The 16,402-nt window shown below is 59.6% G+C and carries 14 protein-coding genes, 5 tRNA genes and 1 pseudogene; 5 read left to right on the top strand and 15 right to left on the bottom strand.

What is annotated here, in order from left to right; genetic code table 11:
- Window positions 1-4 precede the first annotated feature (4 nt).
- From AACY19_RS14025 to gltX, 10 genes are all read right to left on the bottom strand, one after another.
- A complete protein-coding gene (locus AACY19_RS14025; RefSeq protein ID WP_339451063.1) occupies window positions 5-448 on the bottom strand; it encodes an Hsp20 family protein in 444 nt (147 codons plus the stop codon).
- Between the two features lie 122 nt (window positions 449-570).
- Window positions 571-1,530, bottom strand: a complete 960-nt coding sequence (locus AACY19_RS14020; RefSeq protein WP_339451061.1) for a tRNA dihydrouridine synthase — start codon at window positions 1,528-1,530, stop codon at window positions 571-573.
- A 160-nt stretch (window positions 1,531-1,690) separates the two neighbouring features.
- Entirely contained in the window at window positions 1,691-2,140 is a 450-nt protein-coding gene (locus tag AACY19_RS14015) for an acyl-CoA thioesterase (RefSeq protein WP_339451059.1), read from the bottom strand.
- Between the two features lie 46 nt (window positions 2,141-2,186).
- Window positions 2,187-3,020, bottom strand: a complete 834-nt coding sequence (locus tag AACY19_RS14010) for an alpha/beta fold hydrolase (protein WP_150651001.1) — start codon at window positions 3,018-3,020, stop codon at window positions 2,187-2,189.
- A 30-nt stretch (window positions 3,021-3,050) separates the two neighbouring features.
- Window positions 3,051-3,590 carry a TetR/AcrR family transcriptional regulator gene (locus AACY19_RS14005; protein ID WP_339451052.1) on the bottom strand — a complete coding sequence of 180 codons (540 nt, stop codon included), beginning with the start codon at window positions 3,588-3,590 and terminating at the stop codon, window positions 3,051-3,053.
- 182 nt (window positions 3,591-3,772) lie between these two features.
- Window positions 3,773-3,848, bottom strand: a tRNA-Glu gene (locus AACY19_RS14000).
- Window positions 3,849-3,928: 80 nt separating this feature from the next.
- Window positions 3,929-4,004: transfer RNA gene (locus AACY19_RS13995), tRNA-Ala, on the bottom strand.
- A gap of 53 nt (window positions 4,005-4,057) precedes the next feature.
- Window positions 4,058-4,133 (bottom strand) — tRNA-Glu (locus tag AACY19_RS13990).
- Between the two features lie 79 nt (window positions 4,134-4,212).
- Window positions 4,213-4,288: transfer RNA gene (locus AACY19_RS13985), tRNA-Ala, on the bottom strand.
- Window positions 4,289-4,490: 202 nt separating this feature from the next.
- The gene (gltX, locus tag AACY19_RS13980) at window positions 4,491-5,972 is read right to left on the bottom strand and encodes a glutamate--tRNA ligase (RefSeq protein ID WP_339451050.1); all 1,482 of its coding nucleotides are present in this window, start codon (window positions 5,970-5,972) and stop codon (window positions 4,491-4,493) included.
- Between the two features lie 228 nt (window positions 5,973-6,200).
- Between gltX and AACY19_RS13975 the strand changes: the two genes are divergently transcribed.
- Both AACY19_RS13975 and AACY19_RS13970 read left to right on the top strand, forming a co-directional pair.
- Entirely contained in the window at window positions 6,201-7,250 is a 1,050-nt protein-coding gene (locus AACY19_RS13975) for an HlyD family secretion protein (protein ID WP_339451048.1), read from the top strand.
- 49 nt (window positions 7,251-7,299) lie between these two features.
- Window positions 7,300-8,790, top strand: coding sequence for an MDR family MFS transporter (locus tag AACY19_RS13970; RefSeq protein ID WP_339451378.1), 1,491 nt, complete (start codon window positions 7,300-7,302; stop codon window positions 8,788-8,790).
- Window positions 8,791-8,904: 114 nt separating this feature from the next.
- On the opposite strand, the gene uvrB is transcribed toward AACY19_RS13970, so the two are convergent.
- Entirely contained in the window at window positions 8,905-10,920 is a 2,016-nt protein-coding gene (gene uvrB / locus AACY19_RS13965) for an excinuclease ABC subunit UvrB (protein ID WP_339451046.1), read from the bottom strand.
- Between the two features lie 338 nt (window positions 10,921-11,258).
- On the opposite strand from uvrB, the gene AACY19_RS13960 reads away from it, so the two are divergent.
- Both AACY19_RS13960 and AACY19_RS13955 read left to right on the top strand, forming a co-directional pair.
- A complete protein-coding gene (locus tag AACY19_RS13960) occupies window positions 11,259-12,455 on the top strand; it encodes an amino acid aminotransferase (protein WP_339451044.1) in 1,197 nt (398 codons plus the stop codon).
- A gap of 228 nt (window positions 12,456-12,683) precedes the next feature.
- Window positions 12,684-12,884 (top strand): hypothetical protein, encoded by a 201-nt coding sequence (locus AACY19_RS13955; RefSeq protein ID WP_339451042.1) that lies wholly within the window; start codon window positions 12,684-12,686, stop codon window positions 12,882-12,884.
- On the opposite strand, the gene AACY19_RS13950 is transcribed toward AACY19_RS13955, so the two are convergent.
- A complete protein-coding gene (locus tag AACY19_RS13950; protein ID WP_339451376.1) occupies window positions 12,881-13,111 on the bottom strand; it encodes a hypothetical protein in 231 nt (76 codons plus the stop codon). The two genes, AACY19_RS13955 and AACY19_RS13950, sit on opposite strands and share 4 nt — an antisense overlap.
- A 219-nt stretch (window positions 13,112-13,330) precedes the next feature.
- Here AACY19_RS13950 and AACY19_RS13945 point away from each other — a divergent pair.
- Window positions 13,331-13,406: transfer RNA gene (locus AACY19_RS13945), tRNA-Asn, on the top strand.
- Window positions 13,407-13,540: 134 nt separating this feature from the next.
- On the opposite strand, the gene AACY19_RS13940 is transcribed toward AACY19_RS13945, so the two are convergent.
- The 3 genes and pseudogenes from AACY19_RS13940 to AACY19_RS13930 all read right to left on the bottom strand — a co-directional run.
- Window positions 13,541-15,070 (bottom strand): nucleobase:cation symporter-2 family protein, encoded by a 1,530-nt coding sequence (locus AACY19_RS13940; protein WP_339451040.1) that lies wholly within the window; start codon window positions 15,068-15,070, stop codon window positions 13,541-13,543.
- Window positions 15,071-15,243: 173 nt separating this feature from the next.
- The gene (locus AACY19_RS13935) at window positions 15,244-16,071 is read right to left on the bottom strand and encodes an arylamine N-acetyltransferase family protein (protein ID WP_339451038.1); all 828 of its coding nucleotides are present in this window, start codon (window positions 16,069-16,071) and stop codon (window positions 15,244-15,246) included.
- 100 nt (window positions 16,072-16,171) lie between these two features.
- Window positions 16,172-16,321, bottom strand: a pseudogene (locus tag AACY19_RS13930) (exodeoxyribonuclease III); the annotation flags it as partial.
- Between the last annotated feature and the right edge of the window lie 81 nt (window positions 16,322-16,402).

The following is a 16,402-nucleotide window of genomic DNA, read 5'->3' as shown; positions in this document are numbered from 1 at the left end:
CGGATTATTGCAGAACCGGCTTCTGCGCCCCATTGATCGGGATGCGCTTGGCTTTCGCTTCTTCCGGGATCACCCGCAACAGGTCGATGCTCAGCAGACCGTTGCTCAGACCCGCAGCCTTGATCTCGATGTGATCGGCCAGACGGAAGGACAGCTTGAAGGCACGCTGGGCGATGCCTTGGTGCAGGAAGGTCACACCTTCGTTGGCGTCACGCTTGCCGCCACTGATGGTCAGCACACCTTTCTCGACTTGCAACTCCAGGTCTTCTTCCTGGAAGCCGGCGGCGGCCACGACGATGCGGTATTGGTCATCACCGTGTTTTTCGACGTTGTAAGGCGGGTAGGTGCTGCCTGGTTCGTTGCGCAGGGCGGTTTCAAACAGGTCGTTGAAACGGTCGAAACCTACCGAGGAACGGAACAGTGGTGCCAGGGAAAATGCGGTACTCATGGTTCAAATCTCCTGAAAACAAATCAGCAAGTTTTTTTGTCTCCGCGACCCGAATTCGGCATCGCGTAACCCTTAGATAAGGACCGCTGAAATGATTTCAAGAGCGTATTTGCAGATTTTTTTCAGGCCGCTTCGGCGACCGGCAGACCGAGCAAACGCGAGACTTGATCCGGCTCCGTCTCACGGCGCAGCACGGTAAACAGCTCGGTAGCCTCGGGATAATTACGCGTCAGCATGGCCAGCCATTGCTTCAAACGGCCTGGTGACTGACGTGCAGTCATTTGCGCTTTGGCTTGCAGCCAGAAGCCCTGGATCAGTGGCATCAGCTCGGCCCAGGTCATCTCGACCACTTCTTCGCCAGCGCGGGCAGCGGCGATTTGCCTTGCCAGATCCGGACGCGAAACCAGACCGCGACCGAGCATGATGTCTTCCACACCGCTGATTTCGCGGCAACGGCGCCAGTCTTCAACGCTCCAGATATCACCATTGGCGAACACCGGCACCTTGACCACATCCTGTACGCGCGGAATCCATTCCCAGTGGGCCGGCGGTTTGTAGCCGTCCAATTTGGTCCGGGCGTGAACCACAATGTGTTCGGCACCACCTTCAGCCAGGGCTGTGGCGCAAACCAGCGAGCCGTCCGGGCTGTCGAAGCCCAGGCGCATTTTCGCGGTAACCGGGATGTGCGCAGGGACAGCGCGGCGCACGTGCTCGACGATCTGGTTGAGCAGTTCCGGCTCTTTGAGCAGCACGGCGCCGCCACGGGATTTGTTCACGGTCTTGGCCGGGCAACCGAAGTTGAGGTCGATCACTTCGGAGCCGAGTTCGCAGGCCAACGCTGCGTTTTCCGCCAGACATACCGGATCGGAACCGAGCAATTGCACACGCAATGGCACGCCGGACGCGGTACGCGCACCGTTGAGCAGTTCCGGGCCGAACTTGTGGAAGTACGCCGGGGTGAGCAACTGGTCGTTGACCCGAATGAATTCGGTCACGCACCAATCGATACCGCCAACACGGGTCAGCACGTCGCGGAGAATGTCGTCGACCAACCCCTCCATGGGTGCCAGAGCAATTTGCATGAGGAAAACACTACTTGAGGAAAAAACGTGCGGCAGTTTACTGGATATCGCAAGAAATCGCAGAAACCTTGTGGGAGCGAGCCTGCTCGCGAAAGCGGTGTGTCAGATATGCATATATCAACTGACTGACGGCTTTCGCGAGCAGGCTCGCTCCCACATTTCAGATTTGAGCGGCGTCCGGGATCTGGATCGCCGGGCCGTAGCCTTCAATGAACTCGGCCGGCATACGTTTGGGCTTGCCGGTGGACAGCTCGATGCAGACAAACGTGGTCTGGGCGCGCAGCAGCGTGGCGTTGTCACTCGGACGCTTGAGCTGGAAATGCCGGGTCATTTTCAGGCGTTGATCCCAATCGACGATCCAGGTCGCCAATTGCAGTTCGTCGCCTTCATAGGCGGCGGCCAGATAATCGATTTCGTGACGGACCACGGCCATCGCCCGATCCAGACGCCGGTACTCGACCAGGTCCAGGCCCAGACGCTGCGAATGGCGCCAGGCGCAGCGTTCGAGCCAGGTCACGTACACCGCGTTGTTAGCGTGGCCCAGCCCGTCGATATCCTCGGCGCCCACTTGCAGATCAATGGTAAACGGCGTTGCCCGATCCCAGCCCATGCCCCACTCCCGGTCAATGTATTCAACCGGGGCAGTGTAACGGAGCTCAGGCCGATTGGCGCGCCTGAAGGCTACGGCCGGCCAGCAGTGATAACACGCCATCAACCACCCGAGGGTCGGCCAGCACGCGCTGGTGTCCACCGCCTTCAAGGCGCAACAGACGGCTGTCGAACCAGGATTCGTGGATCAATTGCGACTCTTTGACCGAGACGAAATTGTCATCCTCGGCATGCACGATCAGACCGGGCATATCCAGTTGATAATGGGCGACGTCGAGGGTAGCGGCGCGCATCCCGACATCCTGTTCGACCTGACGAATGAAGGCCGAACGCGCTCTTGGCGGCATCCCCACGTAACGGGCAAAACCGCGCAGCACACCGAGAATTCGCGCGGGCGCAGCAATGCTCACAAGGGTTTCGGTGCGCAGGCCCAATTGCACGGCGAGCATGGCGCTGGCGCCGCCCATGGAGTGACCGATAACCGCTTGCAGTGGCGGCAACTCGGCAGCGGCTTCGAGCATCGCCCGAGCGAACAATACGACGTTGGCCTCACGCCCCGGCGAACGACCGTGGGCCGGACCATCGAGCGCGACGACGGTATAACCGGCGTCGACCAGTGCGGTGATCAGCGCGGCAAACTGGGTTGGCCGCCCTTCCCAGCCGTGCATCAGCAGCACTGTCGGGCCTTGGCCCCAGCGCAGCGCCGAGAGGCCAAAGCGCAAAGTGATGCGTTCGGAGCTGGCCAGCAGCGGCAGCTCCCAATCGCGAAGAGGCAGCGAACGTGGCGTCATGAAGGCCAGACGCATTTTGCTCGCCACGCGTTTCGGTGCAATCCAGCCCAAGGTGCCATTAACGCCACGAATCCACTTCAACGTGTTCATCGCTCTCTCCTCAGGCGTGCTGCCTTCAGGTCAACGCACTGCCGACTTGGCCGCGCGCAGCAATCGATCGGATAAATCTCCCGGGCCCAGAGCCCTTGCGAGCGCCAGACCACCCACCATCAAGGCCACATCGGCCAAGGCTTTGTCGGTGTCCTCGGGGCTGGACGCCAACTGCGCAATCATCAATTCCAGGTGTTCGTTCAGCGCGACGCGGAACGATTCCGGCAAACGGCCCAACTCGCCGATGGACGCTGGAATCGGGCACGCCGCGTCGCTGGAGTCACGATGCTTGCGCGACAGGTAGAACGCAGCGACCAAGGCGCGACGCTCTTCGCCGGTCAGCTCGGCATCCATGTCGGCAATCAGGTCGCGGCGGCGGCCGAGAAGCTGCTTGAACGCTTCGAGCATCATCGCGTCCTTGCTTTCGAAGTGCGCATAGAAACCGCCGACGGTCAGGCCGGCTGCACCCATCACTTCGCCCACGCTGGGGTCGGCCGGGCCACGCTGAATCAGTGCGGCGCTGGCAGCCTTGAGGATGCGTTCGCGGGTTTGGGCTTTCTTATCGTTCATCGTTGCCTCCGAATATTACGACTAGAATATTATTCGCATAATAATATTCTGCAAGTCAAGGATATGACCGCTGGTCTGAAGCACAGTGTAAGGAAAAAGGAGATTTGGCCAAACGCCAGACAAACAAAAGGGCCATTCAATAATTGAATGACCCTTATAAAATCCCGCAGAGCGGGTAATCGTGGCGTCCCCTAGGGGACTCGAACCCCTGTTACCGCCGTGAAAGGGCGGTGTCCTAGGCCACTAGACGAAGGGGACACAAACCCTTCTATACAACTGATCAGTGCTGAGTGCTGATCGATTCAAGGCCGGTGTGGCCAGACCTTGAACTGTAAAATTGGTGGAGCTAAGCGGGATCGAACCGCTGACCTCCTGCATGCCATGCAGGCGCTCTCCCAGCTGAGCTATAGCCCCGGATTTTTCGCCTCGCGGCGGAGCGACATTTTGCAATATCGCTTCTGTAAAACTGGCGTCCCCTAGGGGACTCGAACCCCTGTTACCGCCGTGAAAGGGCGGTGTCCTAGGCCACTAGACGAAGGGGACGCAAACCCTTCTATACAACTGATCAACACTGAGTGTTGATCGCTTCGGAGCCGGTGTGGCCAAGCTTCGAAGTGTAAATTGGTGGAGCTAGACGGGATCGAACCGTCGACCTCTTGCATGCCATGCAAGCGCTCTCCCAGCTGAGCTATAGCCCCTCATCGTTGATGTCATCGCTGAGGACGGGGCGAATCTTAAGGGCGTATCGAAAGGCTGTCAAACTTATTTTTGAAATTTTTCAAAATTTTTTGTCGGCATAACAATCACTTACCGCCCTCCCCCCGTAAATTCGGGAGAAGCACCGAAGACAGCATCACAAGATCGCAGTCTTCGGCAGCTCATACGGGGAAGCAAAAGCGATCAGGCGATAGCGCCCAGCAGCTTTTCCCACTCTTTGTTTTCTTTCTTCGACACGCCGCCCAGCAGGTCGATGGCCTGGCGCAGACGATAACGCGTCAGATCCGGGCCAAGGATTTCCATGGCATCGAGCACCGATACCGAACTCGCCTGCCCGGTGATCGCGGCGAACATCAGCGGCATCGCATCACGCAATTTCAGCTCAAGGGATTCGACCACGGCCTGAATCGTCGCGGTGATGTTGTCTTTCTCCCACGCACGCAGGCTTTCCAGCTTCCACAGAATCAACTGCATCAGCTGGCGAACCTGATCGCCCGAGAGCTTTTTCGATTCGAACAGCCTGGCATCCGGATTGACGCCGCCGGCGAAGAAGAAGCCGCCCAGCGGTGCAACCTGGCTGAAGGTTTCAACACGGCCCTGAACGTGCGGCGCGATCTTCATCATGTATTCGGAATTGAACGCCCACTTCTGCACGCGCGCAGCGAATTCTTCCACCGGCAGATCACGCAGCCACTGGCCGTTGAGCCACGACAGCTTCTCGATGTCGAAGATCGGCCCGCCGAGGGACACACGCTTGAGGTCGAAATTGTCGACCATTTCCTGCAGCGAGAACTTCTCGCGCTCGTCCGGCATCGACCAGCCCATGCGACCGAGGTAGTTGAGCATCGCTTCCGGCATGAAACCCATGCGTTCGTAGAACGTCACCGAGGTCGGGTTCTTGCGCTTGGACAGCTTGCTCTTGTCCGGATTACGCAACAGCGGCATGTAGCACAGCTCTGGCTGTTCCCAGCCGAAGTATTCGTACAGCAGAATCAGTTTCGGCGCCGATGGCAGCCACTCTTCGCCGCGCAGCACGTGGGTGATGCCCATCAAATGGTCGTCGACCACGTTGGCGAGGAAGTACGTCGGCAGGCCGTCGGTCTTCATCAGCACTTGCATGTCCATGCGATCCCACGGGATCTCGACGTCGCCACGGAGCATGTCCGGCACCACGCAAACACCTTCGCTCGGCACTTTCATGCGGATCACGTGGGGTTCGCCAGCCGCCAGACGTGCGGCGACTTCTTCTTTCGACAGCAGCAGCGCGCGGCCATCGTAGCGAGGGGTTTCGCCGCGCGCCATTTGCTCGGCGCGCATCTGGTCCAGCTCTTCAGCGGTGCAGAAGCACGGGAACGCGTGCCCCATGTCGACCAGTTGCTGGCAGTACTTCTGATAGATATCGCCGCGCTCGCTCTGGCGATACGGACCGTGCGGGCCGCCGACGTCCGGGCCTTCGCTCCAGTCGATACCCAACCAGCGCAGGGCGTCGAAGATCTGCTGTTCAGACTCGCGGGTCGAGCGCAACTGGTCGGTATCTTCGATCCGCAGGATGAACTCACCGCCATGCTGCTTGGCAAAGCAGTAGTTGAACAATGCGATGTAAGCGGTACCTACGTGGGGGTCCCCGGTAGGCGATGGCGCGATGCGAGTGCGGACGGTGGTCATGGCATGTCTCGAAAAGAATGAAAAGCAAAACAATCAAGCGGCGAATGGTAACAGGCGATACCCGCCCCGCTCCAGCAGGCAGGGCATTTAAGCCAAGTTTGCGTCTGTAACGCCCGTAAGCCGTGGTGAATAGGCAAATATCAGCGGATGGCATTTACCGCTTATCGGCTGTATGCGAGATTCGCCGGCTGATAACTTTCCTTACAATTCATTGACTACAGTCTGCTCATGCCTGCCCAACTCAAGCGTCGCCTGTTGATTTTCCTGCTACTGGTTCTGTTGATTGCCGGGGGCCTCTTTGCCCATTGGTTTTTCAAGGGACGCTTTTATGAAAGCACCGACAACGCTTATGTCCAGGGTGAAATTACCCGTGTGTCGAGCCAGTTGGCCGCGCGTATCGACGAAGTGCTGGTGCAAGACAATCAGCATGTAGAAAAAGGCCAATTGCTGGTGCGCCTTGAGCCGAACGATTTCCGTCTGGCCGTCGACCGCGCCAATGCCGCACTCGCCACCCGCGAAGCCGAACGCCTGCAAGCGCAGAGCAAGCTGGCTCAGCAATCGAGCCTGATCGCCGCCAGCGATGCGCAAGTGGCGACCACCCAAGCCACACTCGGCCGTTCGCAGATGGACTTGTCACGCGCCGAAACCCTGCGCAAACCCGGTTACGTTTCCGAAGAGCGCGTGACCACCCTTTCCGCCGACGCCCACATCGCTCGTTCACAAGTGGCCAAGGCGCAAGCCGACGCGCAGGGCCAGCGCCAGCAGGTCAACGCCCTGAACGCGGAAATCAAACGCCTCGACGCGCAGATCGCCAACGCCCGCGCCGATCTCGCACAAGCCGAACTCAACCTGACCCGCAGCGAAATTCACGCGCCGATCAGCGGCCTTATCGGCCAGCGCGCCGCGCGCAACGGTCAAGTGGTGCAGGCCGGCGCCTACCTGCTGTCGATTGTTCCTGACGAAGACATCTGGGTACAGGCCAATTTCAAGGAAACCCAGATCGGCCACATGCAGCCCGGGCAAAAAGCCGAGCTGACCTTCGATGCCTACAGCGACACGCCAATCGAAGCGCGGGTCGACAGCCTGTTCGCCGCCTCCGGCGCGCAATTCAGCCTGCTGCCACCGGACAACGCCACCGGCAACTTCACCAAAGTCGTGCAACGGATTCCGGTGAAACTGACTTTCAAGGCCGACAACCCGCTGCACGGCATGATCCGCCCGGGCATGTCAGTCACCGCCACCGTGAACATCAAAGACGCCCCGGACAATGGCCGGTGATGCACTGATCCGCCCGGTCGGCGAACCGACCCGGCGGGACTGGATTGCGGTGATGAGCGTGATGCTCGGTGCCTTTATGGCGGTACTCGACATCCAGATCACCAACTCGTCGTTGAAAGATATTCAAGGTGCGCTGTCGGCGACGCTGGAAGAAGGCTCGTGGATTTCCACCTCGTATCTGGTCGCAGAAATCATCATGATTCCGCTGACCGCGTGGCTCGTACAGTTGCTCTCGGCTCGACGTCTGGCGGTGTGGGTCTCGCTGGGGTTTCTGGTTTCCTCACTGCTGTGCTCGATGGCCTGGAGCCTGGAGAGCATGATCGTCTTTCGCGCCATGCAGGGTTTCACTGGCGGCGCGCTGATCCCGCTGGCGTTCACCCTGACCCTGATCAAACTCCCCGAACATCATCGCGCCAAAGGCATGGCAATGTTCGCCATGACCGCGACGTTCGCCCCTTCCATCGGCCCGACGCTGGGCGGCTGGCTCACGGAAAACTGGGGCTGGGAATACATTTTCTACATCAACATTCCGCCGGGGCTGATCATGATCGCCGGTCTGATGTACGGCCTGGAGAAGAAAGAAGCGCATTGGGAATTACTGAAAAGCACTGACTACACCGGCATCCTCACGCTGGGGATCGGCCTCGGGTGCTTGCAGGTTTTTCTCGAGGAAGGCCATCGCAAGGACTGGCTGGAATCCAGCCTGATCGTGACCCTGGGCAGCATCGCGCTGGTGAGCCTGATCACCTTTGTGATCGTGCAGATCTCCAAACCCAATCCGCTGATCAACCTCGGCATCTTGCGCAATCGCAACTTCGGTCTGTCGAGCATTTCCAGTCTGGGCATGGGTGTCGGCTTGTACGGTTCGATCTATCTATTGCCGCTGTACCTGGCGCAGATCCAGAACTACAACGCTTTGCAGATCGGCGAAGTGATCATGTGGATGGGCGTGCCGCAGTTGTTTCTGATTCCGCTGGTGCCGAAGCTGATGAAGTTCATCTCGCCGAAATGGCTGTGCACGCTCGGGTTTGGCCTGTTCGGGCTGGCGAGTTTTTCTTCGGGCGTGCTCAATCCGGATTTCGCCGGGCCGCAGTTCAATCAGATCCAGATCATCCGCGCGCTGGGCCAGCCGTTGATCATGGTGACCATTTCGTTGATTGCCACGGCGTACATCTTGCCGCAGGACGCGGGGTCGGCATCAAGTCTGTTCAACATCTTGCGTAACCTCGGCGGTGCGATTGGCATTGCCCTGCTCGCCACACTTCTGGATGCGCGCACCAAGACCTACTTCGATTATTTGCGCGAGGCGGTGGTGCCGACCAATCCGCAGGTGGCCGAGCGTTTGGCATCGATGACGGACCGGTTTGGCAACGATACGGCGGCGTTGGGCAAGCTGAGCGAAATCGTCCATCAGCAGGCGGCGATCATGGCGTACAACGATGCGTTTCACTTTGTCGGGATTGCGCTGGGGATCAGTATGTTGGCGATTTTGTTGACCAGGAAATTGCCGCAAGGGCTGAAGGCCGGGGAGTCTCATTAAGACCGCGTTGCCGCCATTCGCGAGCAGGCTCGCTCCCACAGGGGATTTGCGAACAACACAGATCCAATGTGGGAGCGAGCCTGCTCGCGAAGAGGCCCGCCAAGGCAATGAAGGTCAAACCGCCAAAAGCCGCTCGCGCAGTTTGGCAATCTCATCGCGCATCTGCGCCGCCGCTTCAAACTCCAGATCCCGCGCCAACTGGTACATCTTCTCTTCGAGCGCACGAATGCGCTTGGTGATCTCGCTCGGCGAGCGCAATTCGGCTTCGTACCTGGCGTTCTCTTCGGCGGCCTTGGCCATGCCTTTGCGCTTCTTGCTGCGCGAGCCCGGCACAGTGGCGCCTTCCATGATGTCGGCGACATCCTTGAACACGCCTTTCGGGGTGATGCCGTTTTCCAGGTTGAAGGCGATCTGCTTGTCGCGACGTCGCTCGGTTTCGCCAATCGCCCGCTCCATCGAACCGGTCATGCGATCCGCATAGAGAATCGCCCGGCCATTGAGGTTACGCGCCGCCCGGCCGATGGTCTGGATCAGCGAACGCTCGGAACGCAGAAAGCCTTCCTTGTCGGCGTCGAGAATCGCCACCAGCGACACTTCCGGCATGTCCAGGCCTTCGCGCAGCAGGTTGATCCCGACCAGCACATCAAAGGTGCCGAGACGCAGATCGCGGATGATCTCCACCCGTTCAACGGTGTCGATGTCCGAGTGCAGATAACGCACACGCACGCCGTGGTCAGCGAGGTAATCGGTAAGGTCTTCAGCCATGCGCTTGGTCAGCGTGGTGACCAGCACCCGCTCCTCGACCGCGACGCGCTTGGTGATTTCCGAGAGCAGATCGTCGACCTGAGTCAGCGCCGGACGCACTTCAACCTGCGGGTCGACCAGGCCGGTCGGCCGCACCACTTGCTCGACCACGCGCCCGGCATGCTCGGCCTCGTAGTTGCCCGGCGTCGCCGAAACGAAAATGGTCTGCGGGCTGACCCCTTCCCACTCGTCAAAACGCATCGGCCTGTTGTCCAGCGCCGACGGCAGGCGGAAGCCGTATTCGACGAGGGTTTCCTTGCGCGAACGGTCGCCCTTATACATCGCACCGACTTGCGGCACGCTGACGTGGGATTCGTCGATCACCAGCAAGGCGTCCGCCGGCAGGTAATCGTAGAGCGTCGGCGGCGCGGCACCGGCCGGACGTCCGGACAGGTAGCGCGAGTAGTTTTCGATGCCGTTGCAGTAGCCCAGTTCGAGGATCATCTCCAGGTCGAAACGGGTGCGCTGCTCCAGTCGCTGGGCTTCGACGAGTTTGTTGCTGCTGCGCAGGTATTCGAGACGCTCCTGCAATTCGACCTTGATGTGTTCGATGGCGTCGAGCAGGGTTTCCCGTGGCGTTACATAGTGGCTCTTCGGGTAGAACGTGAAGCGCGGCATCTTGCGGATGACTTCGCCGGTCAGCGGGTCGAACGCGGAAATGCTCTCGACTTCGTCATCGAACAGCTCGATGCGGATCGCTTCGAGATCGGATTCGGCCGGGTAGATGTCGATCACGTCGCCACGGACACGGAAGGTCGCGCGGGCAAAATCCATGTCGTTGCGGGTGTACTGCAGATCGGCCAAACGGCGCAGCAGCGCGCGCTGATCGAGTTTGTCACCGCGATCAACGTGCAGCACCATCTTCAGATAGGTTTCCGGACTACCCAGACCGTAGATGCACGACACCGTGGTGACGATGATCGCGTCCTTGCGCTCCAGCAACGCTTTGGTCGCGGACAGGCGCATCTGCTCGATGTGGTCGTTGATCGACGCATCCTTCTCGATGAAGGTGTCGGACGACGGCACATAGGCTTCGGGCTGATAGTAGTCATAGTAGGAAACGAAGTACTCGACGGCGTTGTTCGGGAAGAACGCCTTGAACTCACCGTACAACTGCGCCGCGAGGGTTTTGTTCGGCGCCAGCACCAGCGTCGGGCGCTGCACCTGCGAGATAACGTTGGCGATGCTGAAGGTCTTGCCCGAGCCGGTCACACCGAGCAGCGTCTGGTGCGCCAGCCCGGCTTCGATGCCCTCGACCAACTGGCGGATGGCTTCCGGCTGATCGCCGGCGGGCTCGAAGCGGGTGACGAGCTGGAATTCGGACATATACACCTCTGGAATCGTGGTTTTCCGAGCGACGCGGAACACCACGGGGACGACCGCAAACGACCGCCGTCGCGCAAGAAAAAACCCTGGATTGTGCTCAATGTGGTGGCGATTGCCTAAGCTTTCAAGGCAAACGTCCTACATCCGGTAAAGACTCTGACACGGTCATTCGACTAACGGTCGAGAAATAATCAGAAAAACTTACCGTAAAAGCCGATTCGCCTGTCGCCATGGCTCGCCGATGGCCTCTATACTAGCTCCCCGTTTGTGCACCGCTCTAGTGCATTCGGCTGGAGCGCCACACGTCCCTCCACTATCCATTCAGAGCCGCCGTAATAATGAGCCTGTTCTCCGCTGTCGAAATGGCACCCCGCGATCCAATCCTGGGCCTCAACGAAGCATTCAACGCCGATACCCGGACCACCAAGGTCAACCTGGGCGTCGGTGTGTACTGCAACGAAGAGGGGCGAATTCCACTTCTGCGCGCCGTGATCGAAGCCGAGACGATTCGCGTCGCGCAACACGCTTCGCGCGGCTACCTGCCCATCGACGGCATCGCTGCCTACGACCAGGCCGTGCAAAAACTGCTGTTCGGCAATGATTCGCCGCTGATCAGCGCCGGTCGCGTCATCACCACTCAGGCCGTCGGCGGGACCGGCGCACTGAAAATCGGTGCCGACTTCCTCAAGCAACTGCTGCCGAACGCCGTCGTGGCGATCAGCGACCCGAGCTGGGAAAACCATCGCGCGCTGTTCGAAACCGCGGGTTTCCCGGTGCAGAACTACCGCTACTACGACGCAGCCACCCACGATGTGAATCGTGCCGGCATGCTCGAAGACCTCAACGCCCTGCCGAACGGCTCGATCGTCATCCTCCACGCTTGCTGCCATAACCCGACCGGTGTCGACCTCACCCCGGCGGACTGGAACAACGTGCTGGAAGTGGTCAAGGCCAAAGGTCACGTGCCGTTCCTCGACATGGCGTACCAGGGTTTCGGCGACGGTATCGACGAAGACGCCGCTGCGGTGCGCCTGTTTGCCGAGTCTGGCCTGACCTTCTTCGTTTCGAGCTCGTTCTCGAAATCGTTCTCGCTGTACGGCGAGCGCGTTGGCGCCCTGTCGATCATCAGCGAATCGAAAGAAGAAAGCGCGCGCGTGCTGTCGCAGGTCAAGCGTGTGATCCGCACCAACTATTCCAACCCGCCGACCCACGGCGCGAGCATCGTTGCCGCCGTATTGAACAGCCCGGAACTGCGCGCGCAATGGGAAGCCGAACTAGCCGAAATGCGCCTGCGCATTCGCGGCATGCGCGAGCAGATGGTGGCCCTGCTGGCAGAGAAAGCCCCAGGCCGCGACTTCAGCTTCGTCAGCCGTCAGCGCGGGATGTTTTCCTACTCCGGCCTGACCACTGAACAAGTGCATCGCCTGCGTAACGAGTTCGGCATCTACGCCCTGGACACCGGCCGCATCTGCGTGGCCGCGCTGAACCAGAGCAACATCAAGGCTGTAACGGATGCGATTGTTCAGGTCATCTGATAACGCTGCGTGATGAAAAACGGGAAGCCTTCGGGCTTCCCGTTTTTATTTGTCCCGGATAACGCCCCATACCCTCTAGACTGCACATAGCTTGAATGGTGGGAGCGGGCTTGCTCGCGAATGGGGTGCATCAGGCAACAATGATGGCGACTGAACCCACGTATTCGCGAGCGAGCTCGCTCCCACAATGTTGATTTGTGGACACCACCGAATTTTGTGAGAAACCAAATGAAAAACGACAACCTGCGCGCCGACCGTGACGACCTGGATGACTTCATCCCCCGCACCTCGGCGAAACGCGACAAGAGCCTGGTGCTGCAAGTCGCTGCCGGAGTGTTTCTCGGCGGCCTGGCGCTGTGGCTGGTGCAACTGGCGGCGACGGCGGCTTACGCCAAACTGATGCTCGGCACCCTCACTTTCGGCAGTTAAGCCAGTTCGGATGCGCGCTGACTGGCAGCATCGTCATAGGCCACATAGAGCGATTCGGCGATCTGGCTTTTGATCGCCTTGGTGCTTTCCAGGCCAAGAACAAAACCTTCCGCCTTGGCGCCGGCGCGATTGAGCGCTTCAGCGGTACTGGCCTGAGTGATTGCGTCGAAAAGCTTTTCAGCGTGCGGGCCGACGCCTTTAGGGAGGCTGATTTGCGTGATGCTCATGCGAGCACCTCGTTTTTGCGGGTTGAATGATGCATGGCGCGTACCTTTTTGGCGAATGGCCGGCAGCGCGTGTGACCACTTCCGGGCGGCCATGGTAGACCTCCGCGGCGGTTCTGGTAATCGCTAATCGCTGACAAACCACCGTTCGTCCTTGTGAATCCGCTATTTTTACAACCAGCGCTTGACTTCTCTTTTTGAATCAGTAACATACGCACCAATTCCGCAATAGCTCAGTTGGTAGAGCAAATGACTGTTAATCATTGGGTCCCTGGTTCGAGTCCAGGTTGTGGAGCCAAATAGCAAAGCCCCTGAATCGGAAGATTCAGGGGCTTTTTTGTGGGCGCTGGAAAAGATCATCTTTTGATCCCACAAACGAAAAGGGCCGATCTGTGTTTCACAGATCGGCCCTTTTCTATTCAGGCACCGTCGTCAGACATGTTCGCTGGGCCTCACCTGCACCTTTGGTGCGCCGTGCCCATGATCATGATCATGATCATCAGGCTCGATCACCGGCACTTCATTGCCGTCGCAATCATGCAGCTTGCCATCGCTGAAGTAATCACCTTCACGCAGTGCCGCCAGGTCGCGATAACGCAAGGTGCGCTCCTCCGCCGCCGCAAACACCGACTGCTGATCCGAGTTGCCCGCGGTGAAGTGGTTGAACGCCAGGTTCAGCAGGATCGCCATGATCGCCGACGAGCTGATGCCCGAATGGAAAATGGTCGCGAACCAGCTCGGGAAGTGATCGTAGAAGTTCGGCGCGGCAATCGGGATCATGCCGAAGCCGATCGACGTCGCGACGATGATCAGGTTGACGTTGTTGCGGTAATCCACCTTCGACAGCGTGCGAATGCCGCTCGCCGCCACGGTGCCGAACAGCACGATCCCGGCACCACCCAGCACCGACGTCGGTACCGCTGCGATGACCCGCCCCATGAACGGCAACAGACCGAGGATCACCAGGAATATCCCACCGGTGGCGACCACGTAACGGCTCTTGATCCCCGTTACCGCCACCAGCCCGACGTTCTGGGCGAAGGCACTCTGGGTGAACGAACCGAAGATCGGCGCGAACATGCTCGACAGCATGTCGGCGCGCAGACCATTGCCCAGACGTTTGGAATCGACCTTGGTGCCGATGATTTCACCGACAGCGAGGATGTCCGCCGAGGTTTCCACCAGCGTCACCATGACCACGATGCACATCGACAGGATCGCGGCAAAGTGAAAGGTCGGCATGCCGAAGTGGAACGGCGTCGGGAAGCCGAACATCGGCCCGGTGGTAACACTGGAGAAATCCGCCATGCCGAGGAACACCGCCAGCACCGTGCCGATCACCATGGCCAACAGAATCGACAAGCGTGAGATCGTCGAACTGCCGACCTTGCTCAGCAGCAGCACCAACACCAGCGTGACAGCCGCCAGACCGATGTTTTGCATGCTGCCGAAGTCCGGCGCGTGGCTGTTGCCACCCATGGCCCAGCGTGCGGCCACCGGCATCAGCGTCAGGCCGATGGTGGTGATCACGATGCCGGTCACCAGCGGCGGGAAGAACTTGGTGATACGCGAGAACACCGGCGTGATCAATAACCCTATCAAGGATGCCGCGATCACCGCGCCCAGCACCGACTGAAAGCCACCCTCCCCGCCACTGCTGACGATGGCAACCATGGTCGCCACGCCGGAGAACGACACGCCCTGAACCAGCGGCAACTGACAACCAAAAAACGGCAGCCCCAGGGTTTGCAGCAGTGTCGCCAGCCCCCCCGCAAACAATGAAGCAGCAATCAGCAAACCAATGTCCGCCGGCGACAGCCCGGCAGCCTGACCGATGATCAGTGGCACCGCGACGATACCGCCATACATGGTCAGAACGTGTTGCAGGCCGTAAGCCATATTCGCGCCGACCCCGAGATTTTCGTCCTCGGGCCGTTGGTGTGAAACATGGGGCGTTTTCATGGTGGGGGGTTCCCTGGTTTTTGTTATGCGCACACTGTATTCAATACTCAGGACAAATGTCTATAGAGTTGTATACAACTTGTCGGTCACATAATGGATAGGTAGCCACCCAACCTTTTTGCCTGCGGCTGACGTCCCCCACAAATCAGGCAACACTTGCACAACCCTGAGCGTCAGGCAGGCCGGATGATCTGCGCCAGCACCCCACGCAGCTGAGGCTGGACGGGTACGCGAAGGCCGAACTCTTCGGTCAGCAGCGCAATCAGCTCATCGACATCGGTCAATTCGCGCCGCTCGCTTTCGGCGCCCATGCGATGCAGGGCGAAGCTGCCGTTGTTCAAGGTTTTGCGCCAGCCCTCGCCGGTGCGCGCAACCATGAGTCGATTGGCGAACGGTGACTCCGGGTGCGTCGAGACATACCAGTTGCCAACGGTGTAATCGATGTCTTCCTGGCGCTGCAGATCGAACAGGTACATCGCCCGCCATTCGCCCGCCACCTTGGCGCGGAGCATGTAGCCATCGGCCTGTTGCTCAATGCGAAAGGGTTCGTGGGGCGTGGTTTGCGTGGCTTCGCAATCCAGCATCAGCGGGGCGGTAGGCACCATGCCACCGAAGCCGACGTCGGTGATGTAGCGCACGTCGTCGAGGGTCACCAGCGTCAGGCGGTGCGTCCGCGCCGTCCAGCTGCCTTCAGGTTGATTCATCACCACCCGGGCCGAAATCCCGCGCACGTCAAAACCCAGCGTCTGCAACAACGCAAAAAACAGGTGGTTGAGTTCGTAGCAGTAACCGCCGCGCCCCGCGTGAAGGATTTTCTGCTCGACAGAGGCCAGATCGATCAACACCGGCGCGCCGGTGATCGTCGCCAGGTTTTCGAAGGTGAACTCGGCGGTATGCCGCTGCTGCAATTGACGCAGGGTTGCCAGCGTCGGTGCCGGCGGAGTGTCGAACCCCAATCGGCGCAGGTAGAGAGGCAGGTCTGTCAGGCGTGTTTCGCTCATTGCTCGGTCCCTAGGCAAGTGGCTGCGCATCGCTGCGCCAATGGCCAACATGTATACGGGATTGACCCCTCGCCCCGACAATTGATTTCGCCAATCGCGACTAGCGCCGTTTGCGCGAACCGATGCGAATCCACGTCGGAGCGTGGTCACTGGCGTGAGGCTCGTTGCGCACCCAGGCATCGACGCCCGCCTCGTGCAGATAAGGACTCAGCACCGGGTTGAGCAACAGGTGATCGATGCGCAGACCGTTGACGTTGAACGTGGCAATCCGCAAGTTTTTCATCGTGCGCAACTCCTGCCCATGAGCGGTAAAAATTGTGACCTTCCGGCA

Origin of the sequence: Pseudomonas sp. EA_5y_Pfl2_R50, from assembly GCF_963970475.1 — a bacterium.
GTDB lineage: Bacteria > Pseudomonadota > Gammaproteobacteria > Pseudomonadales > Pseudomonadaceae > Aquipseudomonas.
This window is presented reverse-complemented; position numbering and strand designations above follow the sequence as displayed.